Source organism: Azospirillum sp. UFLA03-27 (genome assembly GCF_059803775.1).
On sequence record NZ_JAUQTX010000012.1, the window covers coordinates 17,879 to 33,936 of the forward strand.

Consider the following 16,058-nt stretch of genomic DNA (forward strand, 5'->3'; position numbering starts at 1 on the left):
GGATGGAACTGCTGCAAGTCGCTGACGCGGTTGCCCGCGAAAAGAACATCGACCGGGACGAGGTCCTGGAGGCGATGGAGCAGGCGATTCAGAAGGCCGGGCGCTCCAAGTACGGCCACGAGCACGACATCCGCGCCCGCATCGACCGCAAGACGGGCGACATCCACCTGACCCGCCACCTGGAGGTGGTCGAGGCGGTGGAGAACGAGGCGACCCAGGTCACCCTCGCCTACGCCCAGCGCCGCAAGCCCGGCGCCCAGGTCGGCGACTTCCTGGTCGATCCGCTGCCGCCCATCGACTTCGGCCGCATCGCCGCCCAAACGGCCAAGCAGGTCATCGTCCAGAAGGTGCGCGACGCGGAGCGCAAGCGCCAGTTCAACGAATACAAGGACCGCACCGGCGAGATCGTCAACGGTCTGGTCAAGCGCGTCGAGTACGGCAACGTCACCGTCGACCTGGGCCGCGCCGAAGCGATCCTGCGCCGCGACGAGCTGCTGCCGCGCGAGCACTTCAAGAACGGCGACCGCGTGCGCGCCTACATCTTCGACGTGCGCGAGGAAGCGCGCGGCCCGCAGATCTTCCTGTCGCGCACCCATCCGATGTTCATGGCGAAGCTGTTCGCACAGGAAGTGCCGGAGATCTACGACGGCATCATCGAGATCAAGGCGGTCGCCCGCGATCCGGGCTCGCGCGCCAAGATCGCGGTGATCAGCAACGACAGCTCCATCGACCCGGTCGGCGCCTGCGTCGGCATGCGCGGCAGCCGCGTCCAGGCGGTCGTCGGCGAGCTGCAGGGCGAGAAGATCGACATCATCCAGTGGAACCAGGAGCCGGCGACGTTCATCGTCAACGCCCTGGCCCCGGCCGAGGTCGCCAAGGTCGTGATGGACGAGGACAACAGCCGCATCGAGGTGGTGGTGCCCGACGACCAGCTGTCGCTGGCCATCGGCCGCCGCGGCCAGAACGTGCGCCTCGCCACCCAGCTCACCGGCTGGGACATCGACATCCTGACCGAGCAGGAGGAGTCGGAGCGCCGGTCGGACGAGTTCCGCACCCGCTCGCAGCTCTTCATGGACGCGCTGGACGTGGACGATGTGATCGCCCATCTCCTGGTCGCCGAAGGCTTCACCTCGGTGGAGGAGATCGCCTATGTCGAGACCGAGGAGCTGGCCGAGATCGAGGGCTTCGACGAGGACGTGGCGGAAGAGCTGAAGCAGCGCGCCCTCAACTTCCTCGACGAGCAGGACGTCCGCATGACCGAGAAGCGCCAGGTGCTCGGCGTCGAGGACGCGGTGGCGGAAGTCACCGGCTTCAGCCCCACCCTGCTGGTGAAGCTGGGTGAGAACGGCGTGAAGACGATGGACGACCTCGCCGACCTCGCCGCGGACGAGCTGCGCGACATCCTCGGCAAGGAGGCCCCGACGGAAGACGAGGCCAACGAGATCATCATGGCCGCCCGTGCCCATTGGTTCGATGGCGAGGAAGGCGCGCCCACCGCGGCGCAACCCTCGCCCGACGACCAGGCGGCGCAGAGCTGAGCCGGGATTTAGGACGCACAAACGGTACGGATGGTTGGACTGAGCGACAGGAACGAACAGACTCCGGCGGACGGTGAACCGGACGGCCTCGCGGCCGAAGGGGAGGCTCTGCTGCCGGCGGACCTGGAAAAGGGTCCGCTGCGCCGCTGCATCGCCACCGGCACCGTGCAGCCGAAGGACGGCATGATCCGTTTCGTGGTATCACCCGATGGCGAGATCGTGCCTGATCTGGAGGAACGGCTTCCGGGCCGCGGCCTCTGGCTGTCGGGGGACAAGGCGGCCTTTGCGAAGGCCATCGGCAAGAACATGTTCGCCAAGGCGGCGCGGCGCGCGGTGCGCGTCCCGCCCGATCTGGCGGAGCGGCTGGAGAAGCTGCTGGAGCGGCGGTGCCTGGATGCCTTCGGGCTGGCGCGCCGGGCCGGGCAGGCTCTGGCCGGATACGAAAAGGTGCGCGAGGCGCTGAAGACCAATCAGGTCGGACGCTCCGGACCGCCCTATCTGCTGGTCGAGGCCAGCGACGGTTCGCCCGACCAGCGGGGCAAGATCACAGCGCTGGCGCCGGATATGCCGGTTGTTGACCTGTTCGACGCCGCGGCGATGGCCGCGGCCCTGGGACGGGAAAATGCCGTGCACGCGGTGGTGGCGCGCGGGAAGCTGGCCAAGGGATTGGCTCGCGACTCCGCGCGTCTCAAGGGTATCAAGGGCTTTGTCGCCGGCTCTCCGCCGGCCGGCCACGTAAGCAACGTCTGACCATTCGGGAACCGATGACCGACAGCAACGACCAGGACCAAAAGAAAGTCTTGCACCTCTCCGGCTCCGGCAAAGGGAAGCTGGAACTGAAGAAGCCGGTCGAGACCCAGGTCCGGCAGAGCTTCTCCCATGGCCGGTCGAAGCCCGTGACCGTGGAGGTCAAGCGTAAGCGGGCCGTGGAGAAGGGCGCCCTGCCGGGCGTGGCCGACGGCGGCGCCGCCGCGCGTCAAGCCGCCCAGGGCATCCCCGTCCGGGGCGTGCCGGGCCAGCGCCAGCGCGGCGGTGGTGGCGGCGCCGTCCGTCAACTGACCAACCAGGAACGCGAGGCGCGCATCCGCGCTCTGCAGGGGGCGGCCGAAGACAACCGCCGCCGCGCCGAGGAGGAGGCCGAGGCCGCCGTCCTGGCCGCGGAGGAGGCCGTCCGCGCCGCCGAGGAAGCGGCGTCCCAGCCGGTCCAGGTGGCCGAGGCGGAGCCGGAGATTCTCGACGCCGAGACGCTGCGCCAGCGCGAGTTGGCCGAGCTGCGCGGCATCGAGGAGGCGGAGCGCGCCAAGGCCCAGGAGGCCGAGCGCCGCCGCCAGGAAGAGGAAGCCAAGCGCAAGGGGGCCGAGGAGGCCAAGCGCAAGGACACCGAACAGCCCCGTCCGCAAGGTGCGGGCGCCCGTCCCGCCGCCGGTGGCGCCGGTGCGCGCACCGCGGCCACTACCACGGAGGCTCCGGCCGCCCGTGGCCCGGGGGCTCCGGCCGCTCCGCGCTTCGGCGAGGAAGAGGACGATCGCCGCGGCAAGCCCGGGAACAAGAAGGCTCCGGCTCCGGCTCCGGTCCGCAAGGCCGCTCCGGGCGCCGATCGCCGCAAGGGCTCCAAGATGACCGTCTCGCAGGCGCTCAGCGACGAGGGTGGTGAGCGCACGCGCTCGCTGGCCGCCGTCCGCCGTGCCCGTGAGCGCGAGCGGCTCCGTCAGATGAGCCGTCAGGAGACGCAGAAAGTGACCCGCGACGTCGTGCTGCCCGAGGTCATCACCGTCCAGGAGCTGGCGAACCGCATGGCGGAACGCGGCGCCGACGTGATCAAGCAGCTCATGCGCATGGGCGTGATGGCCACCATCAACCAGACGATCGACGCCGACACGGCGGAGCTGATCATCGCCGAGTTCGGCCACCGTGTGCGCCGTGTGTCGGAGGCGGACGTCGAAGTCGGCCTGCGCCTCAACGACGATGCGGAAACGGCGCTGGTGCCGCGTCCCCCGGTCGTCACGATCATGGGTCACGTCGACCACGGCAAGACATCGCTGCTCGACGCCCTGCGCCAGACCGACGTGGTCAGCCGCGAGGCCGGCGGCATCACCCAGCACATCGGCGCCTATCAGGTGCAGCTGGAGTCGGGTGCGAAGATCACCTTCATCGACACGCCGGGCCACGCCGCCTTCACCGAGATGCGTGCCCGCGGCGCCAACGTCACGGACGTGGTGGTGCTGGTCGTGGCGGCGAACGACGGCGTCATGCCGCAGACGATCGAGGCGATCCATCACGCCAAGGCCGCGAAGGTTCCGATCATCGTCGCCATCAACAAGATCGACCTGCCCGACGCCAAGCCGGAGCGTGTCCGCCAGGAACTGCTCCAGCACGAGCTGGTCGTGGAAGAACTGGGCGGCGACATCCAGACCGTGGAAGTGTCGGCCAAGGCCAAGCGCAACCTGGACAAGCTGGAGGAGGCCATCCTCCTGCAGGCGGAAATCCTCGAGCTGAAGGCCAACCCGGAGCGCACCGCCGAGGGCGTCGTGGTCGAGGCCAAGCTGGAGCGCGGCCGCGGTTCGGTCGCCACCGTGCTGGTCCAGCGCGGCACGCTGAAGGTCGGCGACGTCTTCGTCACCGGGTCGGAGTGGGGCCGCGTCCGCGCCCTGGTCAACGACCGCGGCCAGAGCGTCGAACAGGCCGCCCCGGCCAGCCCGGTCGAGGTGCTCGGCCTCAACGGCACGCCGCTCGCCGGCGACGACTTCACCGTCGTCGAGTCGGAAGCCCGCGCCCGTGAGATCGCCGAGTTCCGCCAGCGCAAGAAGCGCGAAGCCGCCAACGCGGCGTCGGCCCGCGGCTCGCTGCAGGACATGTTCAGCCGCATCCAGGCCGGCGAGGCCAAGGAACTGCCGGTCGTCATCAAGGGCGACGTGCAGGGCTCCATCGAAGCGATCTCCAACGCCCTGGAGAAGCTCACGGCGGAGAACACCGAGGTCAAGGTCCGCGTGCTGCACGCGTCGGTGGGTGCGATCAACGAGTCCGACATCACGCTGGCGAACGCCTCCAACGCGATGGTCATCGGCTTCAACGTCCGCGCCAACCCGCAGGCCCGCGACATGGCCAAGCGCGACAGCGTCGAGATCCGCTACTACTCGATCATCTACAACGTGATCGACGACGTGAAGGCGGCCCTCACCGGCATGCTGTCGCCGACCCTGCGCGAGCGTTTCATCGGCTACGCCGAGATCCGCGAGGTGTTCAACATCACCAAGGTCGGCAAGGTCGCCGGTTGCATGGTCACGCAGGGCACCGTCAAGCGCGGCGCCGGCTGCCGCCTGCTGCGCGACAACGTCGTCATTCACGAGGGCACGCTCAAGACGCTCAAGCGCTTCAAGGACGAGGTCAAGGAAGTGCGCGAGGGTTACGAGTGCGGTATGGCCTTCGAGAATTACGACAACATCCTGGCCGGCGACATCATTGAAGCCTTCGAGATCGAGGAGGTGGCGCGCGAGCTGTAAGCCAGCCGCCGCACCCCGGCTCACAGGCCGGTCGCAGATGACGTTACAGTTGACAAGGGCGCCCATGCGCCCTTGTCGCGTTTTCGCGGAGGGGCGGACCCCTCCCGCACCGCATTCGGGATCGACAGCATGAGAAAGAAACACGATCTGGCCGGAAAGCCGCCATCCCAGCGCCAGCTCCGCATCGGCGAGGAAATCCGCCACGCCCTGGCGGATCTGTTCCGGCGCGGCGACTTCCACGACCCCGAACTGGCGGAACTGAACGTCACGGTGACCGAGGTGCGGATCAGCCCGGACCTGCGCAACGCCACCGCCTTCGTCACGCCGCTGGGCGGCGGCCCGATGGACGAGACGCTGTCGGCCCTGCGCCGCGCCGCTCCCTTCCTGCGTGGCCAGGTCGCCCGCGCCATCAACCTGCGCCACGCCCCGACGCTGAGCTTCGAGGCCGACACCTCCTTCGACTATGCCGGTCGCATCGACGACATCCTGCACAGCCCGGCGGTCGCCCGCGACGTCGGCTACCGCTCGCTCGCCGACCGCGTGAACGGCGACGACGACCATGACGACGAGGACGACGGCTGGGACGAGGAGGACGAGAAGGAGACGGACGACCTCGACGACGATGAAGACATCGACGACGAGGATGAGGACGAAGACGACGGGGATGAGGGCAACGGCGGCGAGGGCGAGGGGCGCCGTGGCTCGTAAGCGCAGGGGCGAGCCGATCCACGGCTGGATCGTGCTGGACAAGCCGGCGGGGATGACCTCGACACAGGCGCTGTCCAAGGTGCGCCGCCATCTGAACGCGGAGAAGGCCGGGCACGGCGGCACGCTGGACCCCATCGCCACGGGCATCCTGCCCATCGCGCTGGGCGAGGCGACCAAGACCGTGTCCTACGCCATGGACGGCGAGAAGACCTACCGCTTCACCGTTGCCTGGGGGACTCGCACCACCACCGACGACCGCGAGGGAACGGCGGTGGAGACCTCCGCGGCGCGTCCCGACGCCGAGGCGATCCGCGCCGCTCTGCCCGCTTTCCTGGGCTTCGTCGAGCAGATTCCGCCGCAATACTGCGCGCTCAAGATCAACGGCGAGCGCGCCTACGACATCGCCCGAGAGGGCGAGGTGGTGGACATCGCCCCGCGCACCGTGCGCATCGACCGGTTGGAACTGATCGAGACGCCGGACGCCGACCACGCGGTTCTGGAGGTGGATTGCGGGAAGGGCACCTATGTCCGCTCCATCGCCCGCGACCTCGCCGAACGGTTGGGGACGGTGGGGCACATCCGCGATCTGCGACGCCTGCGCGTCGGGTCCTTCACGCTGGACGAGGCGATTTCCCTGGACGATCTGACCGCGATGGAGCAAGGTGCCGCGGTCGAAAGACTTCTGTTGCCGATCGAGACCGCGCTGGACGACATCCCGGCGCTGGCCCTGACGGACGCGGAAGCGCACCGACTGAAGCACGGCCAGACGGTGGCACTCCTCACCCGGCAGGACCGCGAACGCCTCACGGCACTGCGCGGCGATGTTGGTGGGGATGGCACCGTTATTGCGCTTTTCGGCGGCAAGCCGGTGGCGCTGGCGCGCGTGGAGGGGGCGGAGGTCCGTCCGGTGCGCGTTCTCAACCTATGAACGATGGAGACCCCGATGTCGATCACGCCCGATCGCAAGCAGGAACTCATTAAGGACTATTCGCGCGGCACCAACGACACCGGTTCGCCCGAGGTCCAGGTCGCGATCCTGTCCGAGCGCATCCGGAACCTGACCGAGCACCTGCAGGGCCACAAGAAGGACTTCCACTCCCGCCGTGGTCTGCTGGTGATGGTCGGCCAGCGCCGCCGTCTTCTCGACTATCTCAAGAAGAAGGACAACAGCCGCTACGCCACGCTCATCGAGCGTCTGGGCCTGCGTCGCTGATTTCCAAAAGGCGTCCGTGCCGGTGACCGAACATCCGTCCCGATCAGCGCTCGACCCGCCGCACCGCGTTCCGGTGCACCGGGGAGCGTCGCGCCGGTCGGGACGTTCGGTTGTTCGCGAAGCTATGTTCTAGTCAGACGGCCGGCCCGGACCTTCCGGGACCGGCCGTTTGATTTTTTTAGCCCTTTTCGGGTTTTGCCCTTTGTTGGGTTTTCACATGCGGGGTCCGACGACCGATGACCCCGGCTTAGGCCAGCAATCCGGCGGGCCTAGGTGTCGGATGGAAGGAAGAATCCATGTTCAAAGTTTTCCGCAAAGAAATCGAATGGGGTGGACGCAAGCTGACGTTCGAGACGGGCAAGATCGCCCGTCAGGCCGACGGCGCGGTGCTGGTCACCTATGGTGAGACCACGGTCCTCTGCACGGTCGTCGGCGCCAAGTCGCCGAAGCCGGGCGTCGATTTCTTTCCGCTGACGGTCAATTACCAGGAAAAGTCCTTCGCAGCCGGCAAGATTCCCGGCGGCTTCTTCAAGCGTGAAGGCCGCCCGACGGAGAAGGAGACGCTGGTCAGCCGCCTGATCGACCGTCCCATCCGTCCGCTGTTCGCCGATGGCTTCCGCAACGAGACGCAGGTCATCTGCACCGTGCTGAGCCACGATCTGGAGAACGATCCGGACATCGTCGCGATGGTCGGCACCTCGGCCGCGCTGACGATCTCCGGCATCCCGTTCCTCGGTCCGATCGGCGCCGCCCGCGTCGGCTACGTCGACGGCCAGTATGTGCTGAACCCGACCATGGACGCCGTCGGCGGTTCTGCGCTCGACCTCGTGGTCGCTGGCACCCAGGACGGCGTGCTGATGGTCGAATCGGAAGCCAAGGAGCTGTCCGAGGAGATCATGCTGGGCGCCGTGATGTTCGGTCACAGCGGTTTCCAGCCGGTCATCGACGCCATCATCGATCTGGCCGAAGAGTGCGCCAAGGAGCCGTGGGACCTGCCGGAGCCGGCCTACGACCGCGCCGCGCTGAAGGCGAAGCTGCGCGCGACCGTCGGCGCCGACGTGGAGGCCGCCTACACCGAGACGGTGAAGCAGGTCCGCTACGAGAAGATCGGCGCCGCCAAGGCGAAGGCGCTGGAGGCTCTGGCCGAGGCCCATGAGACCCAGGCCATCGTGACCGAGTTCAAGGAGCTGGAGGCCGACATCCTGCGCGGCGCCGTCCTGAAGACCGGCCGCCGCATCGACGGCCGCGACACCAAGACGGTCCGCCCGATCGTGTCGGAGGTCGGCGTGCTGCCGCGCGCCCACGGTTCGGCGCTGTTCACCCGCGGCGAGACGCAGGCGCTGGTCGTCACCACGCTGGGCACCAGCCAGGACGAGCAGATCATCGACGCGCTGCAGGGCGAGTACCGGGAGCACTTCATGCTCCACTACAACTTCCCTCCGTACTCGGTGGGCGAGGCCGGCCGCATGGGCTCGCCGGGCCGCCGCGAGATCGGCCACGGCAAGCTGGCGTGGCGCGCCATCCACCCGCTGCTGCCGAAGAAGGAAGACTTCCCCTACACGCTCCGCGTGGTGTCGGAAGTGACCGAGTCCAACGGCTCGTCGTCGATGGCGACGGTTTGCGGCACCTCGCTGTCGCTGATGGACGCCGGCGCTCCGCTGGCGCGTCCGGTGGCCGGCATCGCCATGGGCCTGATCAAGGAAGACGACGGCTTCGCGGTCCTGTCGGACATCCTGGGTGACGAGGATCACCTGGGCGACATGGACTTCAAGGTGGCCGGCACCGACGCTGGCATCACCGCGCTCCAGATGGACATCAAGATCACCTCGATCACCGAGGAGATCATGAAGATCGCTCTGGGCCAGGCCAAGGACGGCCGCCTGCACATCCTGGGCGAGATGTCCAAGGCCCTGACCGGCGCCCGCGACGCGGTGAACGAGAACGCCCCGCGCATCACCGTGATCAACATCCCGAAGGAGAAGATCCGCGACGTGATCGGCTCCGGCGGCAAGGTGATCCGCGAGATCGTGGAGCAGACCGGCGCCAAGATCGACATCGAGGACGACGGCACGGTCAAGGTCGCCGCGGTGGACACCAAGGCCGCCCAGGCCGCCATCGACTGGATCAAGGGCATCGTCGCCGAGCCGGAAATGAACGTGGTCTACACCGGCAAGGTCGTGAAGGTCGTCGATTTCGGCGCCTTCGTGAACTTCCTGGGCTCCCGCGACGGCCTTGTCCACATCTCCGAGCTGGCGCAGCAGCGCGTCGGCAAGGTGTCGGACGTGGTGTCGCAGGGTGACTCGGTGAAGGTGAAGGTCATCGGCTTCGACGACCGCGGCAAGGTCAAGCTGTCGATGAAGCAGGTCGATCAGGCCACCGGCGAAGACCTGACCAAGAAGGACGGTCCCGCCGCCTGATCCGTCTTCCCGCGCGCAAGCGGGAACGACGCTTCTCATCTCCCTCCCCTGCGCGAGCGGGGGAGGGTCGGGGAGGGGGCGGGACGCTTCCGCCTCCAATCCTCTTTCGCTCCTTCATCGCGTCCGGCCTTCGGCTGCTCCCGTCCCCTGTGTTACAAGGTGGAACCACCACCATTGCGGGACGCGTGCCTGTCCATGCCCGACCAGCCCTCCGAAACCGCAGTCTTTCCGCCGGATGGACCGTCCTTCCGGATCGACTGGGGCCTGCAAGGTCTTCTCCGCCTCGTCGATTCCTATGAGTTCCGCACGGTGCTGGACGTCGGATCGGGCGGTGGCGACCACGCGCGCCTGCTGCGCCACATCGGGAAGGAGGTGGTGACGGTCGATCTGCACCGCAGCGCCGACATTCGCACCGACTTCATGGATGCGGCCATCGACCGGACCTTCGATGTGGTCTGGTGCTCCCATGTGCTGGAACACCAGCGCAATCCCGGTGCTTTTCTCGAAAAGCTGCGCCGCTGCCTTGTTCCGGACGGCGTGCTGGCGATCAGCGTCCCGACCCACCCGGCCGACCGCATGGTTGCCGGCCATGTGACGAGCTGGAACGCCTGGCTTCTCTGCTACAATCTGGTGCTTGCCGGTTTCGACTGCGCACAGGCGCGCTACGTCAACACGGTGGATCTCAGCCTGATCGTCCGCAACCGCCCGGCCCTGGCCGGCGACATCGGCACGGGGGCGGGCAGCGGGGCCGACCTCGATCCGGCGGACGGAGCCGATCCCTTCACCGCCGTCGCCCCTTTTTTTCCCTTCCCGGTCGGCCAAGGCGCCACGGCGCCGCTGGGAGAGATGAATTGGGGTGGTTTCGATTACCTGCTTCCCGCCGGCTTCCCGTCCTTCCGCCTGCACAGCCGCTTCCTGCCGCCGGAAGGGCTGTTCATCGGCGGGGGGACGGGGTGATGGCCGGTGCCCCGATTGTTCCACGATCGGTACTTCCCGTTCCACGGACCCGGTGACCCGCGATGCCCGCTTCCATTCCTGCCGACGCCACCCGTTGCCTGCATTACGGCGACGGCATGTTCCTGACGAGCGCCTTGATGACGCTCGAACAGCGGTTCCTTCTGAACTGGAACGCCTTGCAGAACCGGCTGCTCCATACGCCCGGCGTGCTGGAGGGGCCGGCGGTGACCCACGGCGGCGGCGACCGCGTGACGGTCGGGAGCGGTGCGGGCTTCGACGCCATGGGGCGCTTCCTGGTGCTGCCCGGCGAGGGCGCGTCCCTGACCGTGCCCGGCGGTTCGTCCGCTTCCTACTACGTCCACCTGCTCTTCCCCGACCCGGCGCCGGTCGGCGAGGATGGAACCACCATGAATCTGGCGGCCTCCCCGCGGGTCGGCGACACGGAGGAGGCGCCGGACAACGGTGTGCTTCTGGCCGAGATCCAGCGCGATGCGGCGGGGGCGGTCGCCGGCGTGATCGACCGGCGCCAGCCGGTGCGCTCCCGCCTGCCCGCGCAACTGACCGACGCTGGATGATTTGAGGAGGGCTACAGCCGCTCCGCCCCGAACGTGTCGCAGGCGTTCAATTCCCCCCGCTCCAGCCCTTTGCGGAACCATTGCACCCGTTGGGCGGAACTGCCGTGGGTGAAGCTGTCCGGCGTCACGGTGCCGCGCGACTGCTTCTGCAAGCGGTCGTCGCCGATGGCGCTGGCGGCGGTCAGGGCTTCCTCGACGTCGCCGGGCTCGATGATCTGGCGCTCGCGGTTGGCGTGGTTGGCCCACAGCCCGGCGAAGCAATCGGCCTGAAGTTCCAGCCGCACCGACAGCCCGTTGGCGTCGGCCTGGGAGCCGGCCTGCCGCTGGGCCTGCTGCACCCGGTCGGAGATGCCCAGCAGGTTCTGCACATGGTGGCCGACCTCGTGGGCGATCACATAGGCCTGGGCGAAGTCTCCCGGCGCGCGGAAACGGTCGCGCAGGTCGCGGTAGAAGCTGAGGTCGATGTACACCTTGCGGTCCTGCGGGCAGTAGAAGGGACCCATCGCCGCCTGGGCGAAGCCGCAGCCGGAATCCACCGTGCCGGAGAACAGCACCAGCGCCGGGTCCTGGTAGGTCCGGCCGATCTGCTGGAACTGGGCGGCCCAGGTGTCCTCCGTGTCGGCGAGGACGACGGAGACGAAGCGCTTCAATTCGTCGTCGGTTCCGTTGCTGGGAACGTCGGATTGCTCGTAACGGGCCTGCTCCTGCGGGACGGTGCCTTGCAACAGGTCCAGCGGGTTGATGCCGAGCAGGAGCGACACCACCACGATCACCGCCAGCCCGCCGATGCCGATGCCGCCACGCCCGATGGGGATGCCGATCCCACCCCTGCGGAAGCCGCCGCTTCCGGGCGTGCCGCGCCGGTCCTCGACATTCTCGCTCTCGCGACCGTCCTGCCACCGCATCGCCCGATCCTCCCCCGACGCATTGCGAGAGGGAAACCAGCGAAAGGGCGTGGCTGTTCCGGCGCTCCGCCGGATGCGTCAACCACGCGCTTGACCGAAAGCGGGGCCGTGCCAATTCCTAAGGCATGAACCACCGCTCCTTCGTCCCGACGGAACCCGCAACCGACACCGGCCCGCTGCCATTCCACGTGCACTGGTGGCAGGCTCTGGTCTTCTGGCTGCTCACCAACACCTATGGCGTGTTCGAGCGGGGTGGGGAGCCGTTTCCCGGCTATCAGCCCTCGCCGCTGCAGCCGCCGGGCTGGGCCTTTCCCGTCGTCTGGTTCAGCATCAGCCTGATCCAGCTCTGGGGCTGCGTGCGGTTGCTGAACGCGCCCTGGACGATCCGCTGGCGCCCGGCATTGATCGGCATGCAGGGGGCGCTGTGGCTGCTCTACGCCAGCTTCGGCTTCGCCTATTTCACGATGGGCAGCCCGATCCTGGCGGCGGCCTGGACCATGGCCTACTTCATCATCGCCGCGACCTGCGTGCTGCTGGCCTGGCCGGACGACCGCGCCATCGCGGCGAGCTGGCTGCCGCTGGTGCTGTGGACCGGCTTCGCCTCCATCGTCGCCATTCATGGCGTCGTCCTGAACCCGGACCCGCTGTTCGGTCTGGGGCCGGGGTTGGGAACGCGCTGATCAGCCGCGGTAGCGGTGCGTCGCCCCGGTGAAATCCTCGGCGAGATAGCCGTCCTCACCGTCCGGCCGCACCCAGCCCGGTGCGGCGGGGGCCTTGCCGTGCCCGCCGGGGATGTCCAGCACATAGGTCGGCTGGCAGAGGCCGGAGACGCGCCCGCGCAGTCCCTTCACCAGCGCCTGCCCCTCGGCCAGGGTCGGGCGGAAATGGCTGGTGCCGGCGGCGAGGTCGGGATGGTGCAGATAATAGGGTTTGATCCGGTTGCGCACCAATCCCCGGAACAGCGCCTCCAGCGCCGCCGCGTCGTCGTTGATGCCCTTGAGCAGCACGCTCTGGCCCAGCAGGGGAATGCCGGCGTCGGCCAGACGGGCGATAGCGCCGCGCGCCTCCTCCGTCAACTCGCTGGCGTGGTTGACGTGGACGGCCATCCAGGTCGCCACGTCCGGCGCCTTCAGCGCTTCCACAAGCTCCGCCGTGACGCGCGCCGGGTCGGCGACGGGGATGCGGGTGTGCAGCCGGACCACCCCGACATGGGGAATGTCCGACAGGCTGCGGACGATGTGGGAGAGGCGCCGCGGCGACAGCAGCAGCGGATCGCCGCCGGTCACCACCACCTCCCACACCTCGGGATGCGCACGCACGTACGCCAGGGCGGCGTCCAGCTCGTCGGGCGAGAGGGCCTCACCGCCGGGGCCGACCATTTCCCGCCGGAAGCAGAAGCGGCAATAGACCGCGCAGGCGTGCAGAGGCTTCAGCAGGACCCGGTCGGGGTAGCGGTGGACAATACCCTTCACCGGGCTGCGCGCGACGTCGCCGATGGGGTCCTCGCGCTCCTCCGGCGCGGTGTACGCCTCCTCCGGAGAGGGGACGTACTGCGCGTACAGGGGATCGCCGGGCGCGGCGTCCGCCAGCGTTTCCAGCAGGTACGGGGTCAGGGCGATGGCGTAGCGGTCGGCCACGGCGGCCACGGCCTCGCCCGCCGCGGGCGTCATCAGCCCGGCGGCCACCAGATCGGTCACGCTGTGGGCTGCCTTCATCGCTCGTTCCCGATCCGCCGCTTTGCGCCTAGTATGAGAGGCCCGCTCTTACTCCTGCAGGACCCATGCTGTCGACTCTTCCCCGCCTGATCGGCCACCGCGGCGCCAAGGAAAGCGCGCCGGAAAACACGCTCGCCAGCCTGCGCGAGGCCGCCCGCCAGGGCGCCGCCTGGGTCGAGGTGGACGTGATGCTCACCCGCGACCGCGTGCCGGTGCTGATCCACGACGACACGCTGGAGCGCACCACCAACGGCGCCGGGCCGGTGCCGGACCTGACCCTGGCAGAGCTGAAGGCGCTGGACGCCGGTTCCTGGTTCGACGCCCGTTTCGCCGGCGAAACGGTGCCGACCCTGGAGGAGGCGCTGGGCGTGATCCGCAAGTTGGGCCTGGGCCTGAATCTGGAGATCAAACCCTATCCCGGCCAGGAGGTGCCGACAGCGGAAGCCGCGCTGGAGCTGTTGAAGCGGCTGTGGCCCGGTGGCCTGCCCCTGTTGGTGTCCAGCTTCGAGGTGCCCTGCCTGGAGGTGGCGCGCGACCGGGCGCCGGAGATTCCGCGCGGTTACCTGCTGTGGGACCCTCCCGCCGACTGGGCGGCCATCGCCGACCGCATCGGCGCGGCCACGCTGAACGTCCATCAGGATCGCCAGACGGCGGAGAGCGTCGCCGCCTACTGCGCCACCGGGCGTCCGGTTCTGGCCTACACGGTCAACGACGCGGCGCGGGCGCGGGCGCTGTTCGACTGGGGTGTGGCCGGACTCTTCACCGACGCGCCGGGCCGGCTGGCGGCGGAGCTGGCCGCCGGGACGTCCCCGTGAAGCGGTTCTCCCAGGGACCACCGGTTGACGCTTGGGGACATGTCGCTGTGACAGATTTTTTTCTAACACCGCGAATCCGCTCGTCCGCACGGAAATTTCCTCATATATAGATCGCTCATGGCGGCATGGGCCGTCGGGGGCACGACTCCCGGCGGCGTTTTTCGTCGTCTTTCGGGTCGCGCTGTCCGGGTGCCCGCACGCGGGCGCTCTCATGGTCTTGGAGGTTTCGTTGAAGGCGCTTAAGCCGTTGCTGATGTCTGGCCGGGAGGTTCTGCCGCTCGTCGAGGGTGGCAAGGGAATTGCCGTCTCCAACGGGGAAAGCTCGGGCGCCTGGGCGGCGGCCGGGGGTATCGGAACATTCTCGGGCGTGAACGCCGACAGCTACGACGAGAACGGGAATCTCCTGCCGCAGGTCTATCACGGCAAAACCCGTCGCGAGCGTCACGACGAGCTGATCAAGTTCGGCATCCAGGGCGGCATCGCGCAGGCGCGCATCGCGCACGAGGCGTCGAACGGCCAAGGCCGCATCCACATGAACGTCCTGTGGGAAATGGGCGGCGCCGAGCACATCCTGCACGGCGTGCTGGAAGGCTCCCAGGGCCTGATCCACGGCGTCACCTGCGGCGCCGGCATGCCCTACCGCGTGGCGGAGATCGCCGTGCACTACGGCGTGCACTACTACCCCATCGTCTCCTCGGCCCGCGCCTTCCGCGCCCTGTGGCTGCGTGCCTACCACAAGTTCCGTGAGAACCTGGGCGGCGTGGTCTACGAGGACCCGTGGCTGGCCGGCGGTCACAACGGCCTGTCCAACTCCGAAGACCCGCTGAAGCCGGAGGATCCGTTCCCCCGTGTCCTGGCGCTGCGCCAGATGCTGAACAGCTTCGGCCTGAACGACACCCCCATCGTGATGGCGGGCGGCGTCTGGTGGCTGTCGGATTGGGAAGACTGGATCGACAACCCCGACCTCGGCCCGGTGGCCTTCCAGTTCGGCACGCGCCCGCTGCTGACCCAGGAAAGCCCGATCTCCAACGCCTGGAAGCACCGCCTGCTGACGCTGAAGGAAGGCGACGTCTTCCTGAACCGCTTCTCGCCGACGGGCTTCTACTCCTCCGCCGTCAAGAACCCGTTCCTGATGGACCTGATGGCCCGCTCGGAGCGTCAGGTGGCCTATCTGCCCAAGCCGGTGGGCGAGCATTCCGCCGAGCTGCCGCTGGGCCCGCGCGGCCGCCCGGTCTATGTGACCGAGACGGACAAGGCCCGCGCCGAGGGCTGGCTGTCCCAAGGCTTCACCAGCGGCCTGAAGACGCCGGACAGCACGGTCATCTTCGTCACGCCGGAGCAGGCGGAGCGCATCCACCGCGATCAGGTGGACTGCATGGGCTGCCTGTCGGCCTGCAACTTCTCCAACTGGGCGCAGAACGAGGAAGGCACGAACGGCAAGCGCGCCGATCCGCGGTCCTACTGCATCCAGAAGACCCTGCAGGCGGTCAGCCACACCGACGACTGCGAAAACCAGCTCATGTTCGCCGGTCACAACGCCTTCCGCTTCGCGTCGGACCCCTACTACAAGGACGGGTTCATCCCGACCGTGAAGCAGCTGGTCGAGCGGATCGCCACCGGCTACTGACGCCGGCGGCCCGCGGCTTTGCGGGGGGCGCTTGCCCCCTGACCTGAAATCGTTCTAAAGTGAGCGGGCTGCGGCAGATCGCCGCGGT

14 protein-coding genes are annotated in these 16,058 nt (G+C 68.4%); 12 read left to right on the top strand and 2 right to left on the bottom strand.

Features of this window, described 5'->3' with window-relative positions; translation table 11 throughout:
* Positions 1–2: 2 nt before the first annotated feature.
* The 9 genes from nusA (at position 3) to Q4I23_RS03425 (ending at position 10,908) form a co-directional block, all read left to right on the top strand.
* The gene (gene nusA / locus Q4I23_RS03385; RefSeq protein ID WP_454020226.1) at positions 3–1,538 is read left to right on the top strand and encodes a transcription termination factor NusA; all 1,536 of its coding nucleotides are present in this window, start codon (positions 3–5) and stop codon (positions 1,536–1,538) included.
* Positions 1,539–1,568: 30 nt separating this feature from the next.
* Entirely contained in the window at positions 1,569–2,288 is a 720-nt protein-coding gene (locus Q4I23_RS03390; protein ID WP_237904616.1) for an RNA-binding protein, read from the top strand.
* A gap of 14 nt (positions 2,289–2,302) precedes the next feature.
* Entirely contained in the window at positions 2,303–5,038 is a 2,736-nt protein-coding gene (gene infB / locus Q4I23_RS03395; protein ID WP_237904617.1) for a translation initiation factor IF-2, read from the top strand.
* Positions 5,039–5,167: 129 nt separating this feature from the next.
* Positions 5,168–5,746 (top strand): 30S ribosome-binding factor RbfA, encoded by a 579-nt coding sequence (gene rbfA / locus Q4I23_RS03400; RefSeq protein WP_454020224.1) that lies wholly within the window; start codon positions 5,168–5,170, stop codon positions 5,744–5,746.
* Positions 5,736–6,674: a tRNA pseudouridine(55) synthase TruB gene (gene truB / locus Q4I23_RS03405; protein ID WP_498525312.1), complete on the top strand. Its 939-nt coding sequence runs from the start codon at positions 5,736–5,738 to the stop codon at positions 6,672–6,674. Before rbfA ends, truB begins: the two co-directional genes overlap by 11 nt.
* 15 nt (positions 6,675–6,689) lie before the next feature.
* A complete protein-coding gene (gene rpsO, locus Q4I23_RS03410; protein WP_035670129.1) occupies positions 6,690–6,959 on the top strand; it encodes a 30S ribosomal protein S15 in 270 nt (89 codons plus the stop codon).
* 296 nt (positions 6,960–7,255) lie between these two features.
* Positions 7,256–9,376 carry a polyribonucleotide nucleotidyltransferase gene (pnp, locus tag Q4I23_RS03415; RefSeq protein WP_454020222.1) on the top strand — a complete coding sequence of 707 codons (2,121 nt, stop codon included), beginning with the start codon at positions 7,256–7,258 and terminating at the stop codon, positions 9,374–9,376.
* A 195-nt stretch (positions 9,377–9,571) separates the two neighbouring features.
* Complete coding sequence (locus Q4I23_RS03420; protein ID WP_454020221.1) at positions 9,572–10,333, top strand: class I SAM-dependent methyltransferase; 762 nt, start codon at positions 9,572–9,574, stop codon at positions 10,331–10,333.
* Between the two features lie 62 nt (positions 10,334–10,395).
* Positions 10,396–10,908: a hypothetical protein gene (locus tag Q4I23_RS03425; RefSeq protein ID WP_498525313.1), complete on the top strand. Its 513-nt coding sequence runs from the start codon at positions 10,396–10,398 to the stop codon at positions 10,906–10,908.
* 11 nt (positions 10,909–10,919) lie between these two features.
* On the opposite strand, the gene ypfJ is transcribed toward Q4I23_RS03425, so the two are convergent.
* Entirely contained in the window at positions 10,920–11,813 is an 894-nt protein-coding gene (gene ypfJ, locus Q4I23_RS03430) for a KPN_02809 family neutral zinc metallopeptidase (protein WP_498525314.1), read from the bottom strand.
* A gap of 125 nt (positions 11,814–11,938) precedes the next feature.
* Here ypfJ and Q4I23_RS03435 point away from each other — a divergent pair, with 125 nt between their 5' ends.
* Complete coding sequence (locus tag Q4I23_RS03435) at positions 11,939–12,493, top strand: TspO/MBR family protein (protein WP_498525315.1); 555 nt, start codon at positions 11,939–11,941, stop codon at positions 12,491–12,493.
* Here Q4I23_RS03435 and Q4I23_RS03440 read toward each other — a convergent pair whose 3' ends face one another.
* The gene (locus tag Q4I23_RS03440; protein ID WP_498525316.1) at positions 12,494–13,528 is read right to left on the bottom strand and encodes a lysine-2,3-aminomutase-like protein; all 1,035 of its coding nucleotides are present in this window, start codon (positions 13,526–13,528) and stop codon (positions 12,494–12,496) included. It lies immediately after the preceding gene.
* Between the two features lie 65 nt (positions 13,529–13,593).
* Between Q4I23_RS03440 and Q4I23_RS03445 the strand changes: the two genes are divergently transcribed.
* Entirely contained in the window at positions 13,594–14,343 is a 750-nt protein-coding gene (locus Q4I23_RS03445; RefSeq protein WP_498525317.1) for a glycerophosphoryl diester phosphodiesterase, read from the top strand.
* 229 nt (positions 14,344–14,572) lie between these two features.
* Positions 14,573–15,970 (top strand): NAD(P)H-dependent flavin oxidoreductase, encoded by a 1,398-nt coding sequence (locus tag Q4I23_RS03450; RefSeq protein ID WP_247883177.1) that lies wholly within the window; start codon positions 14,573–14,575, stop codon positions 15,968–15,970.
* Positions 15,971–16,058: the final 88 nt, after the last annotated feature.

Coding starts and splice junctions, on each gene's coding strand:
- nusA (WP_454020226.1), top strand. CDS start 3: ATGGAACTGCTGCAAGTCGCTGACGCGGTTGCCCGCGAAAAGAACATC.
- Q4I23_RS03390 (WP_237904616.1), top strand. CDS start 1,569: ATGGTTGGACTGAGCGACAGGAACGAACAGACTCCGGCGGACGGTGAA.
- infB (WP_237904617.1), top strand. CDS start 2,303: ATGACCGACAGCAACGACCAGGACCAAAAGAAAGTCTTGCACCTCTCC.
- rbfA (WP_454020224.1), top strand. CDS start 5,168: ATGAGAAAGAAACACGATCTGGCCGGAAAGCCGCCATCCCAGCGCCAG.
- rpsO (WP_035670129.1), top strand. CDS start 6,690: ATGTCGATCACGCCCGATCGCAAGCAGGAACTCATTAAGGACTATTCG.
- pnp (WP_454020222.1), top strand. CDS start 7,256: ATGTTCAAAGTTTTCCGCAAAGAAATCGAATGGGGTGGACGCAAGCTG.
- Q4I23_RS03420 (WP_454020221.1), top strand. CDS start 9,572: ATGCCCGACCAGCCCTCCGAAACCGCAGTCTTTCCGCCGGATGGACCG.
- Q4I23_RS03425 (WP_498525313.1), top strand. CDS start 10,396: ATGCCCGCTTCCATTCCTGCCGACGCCACCCGTTGCCTGCATTACGGC.
- ypfJ (WP_498525314.1), bottom strand. CDS start 11,813: ATGCGGTGGCAGGACGGTCGCGAGAGCGAGAATGTCGAGGACCGGCGC.
- Q4I23_RS03435 (WP_498525315.1), top strand. CDS start 11,939: ATGAACCACCGCTCCTTCGTCCCGACGGAACCCGCAACCGACACCGGC.
- Q4I23_RS03440 (WP_498525316.1), bottom strand. CDS start 13,528: ATGAAGGCAGCCCACAGCGTGACCGATCTGGTGGCCGCCGGGCTGATG.
- Q4I23_RS03445 (WP_498525317.1), top strand. CDS start 13,594: ATGCTGTCGACTCTTCCCCGCCTGATCGGCCACCGCGGCGCCAAGGAA.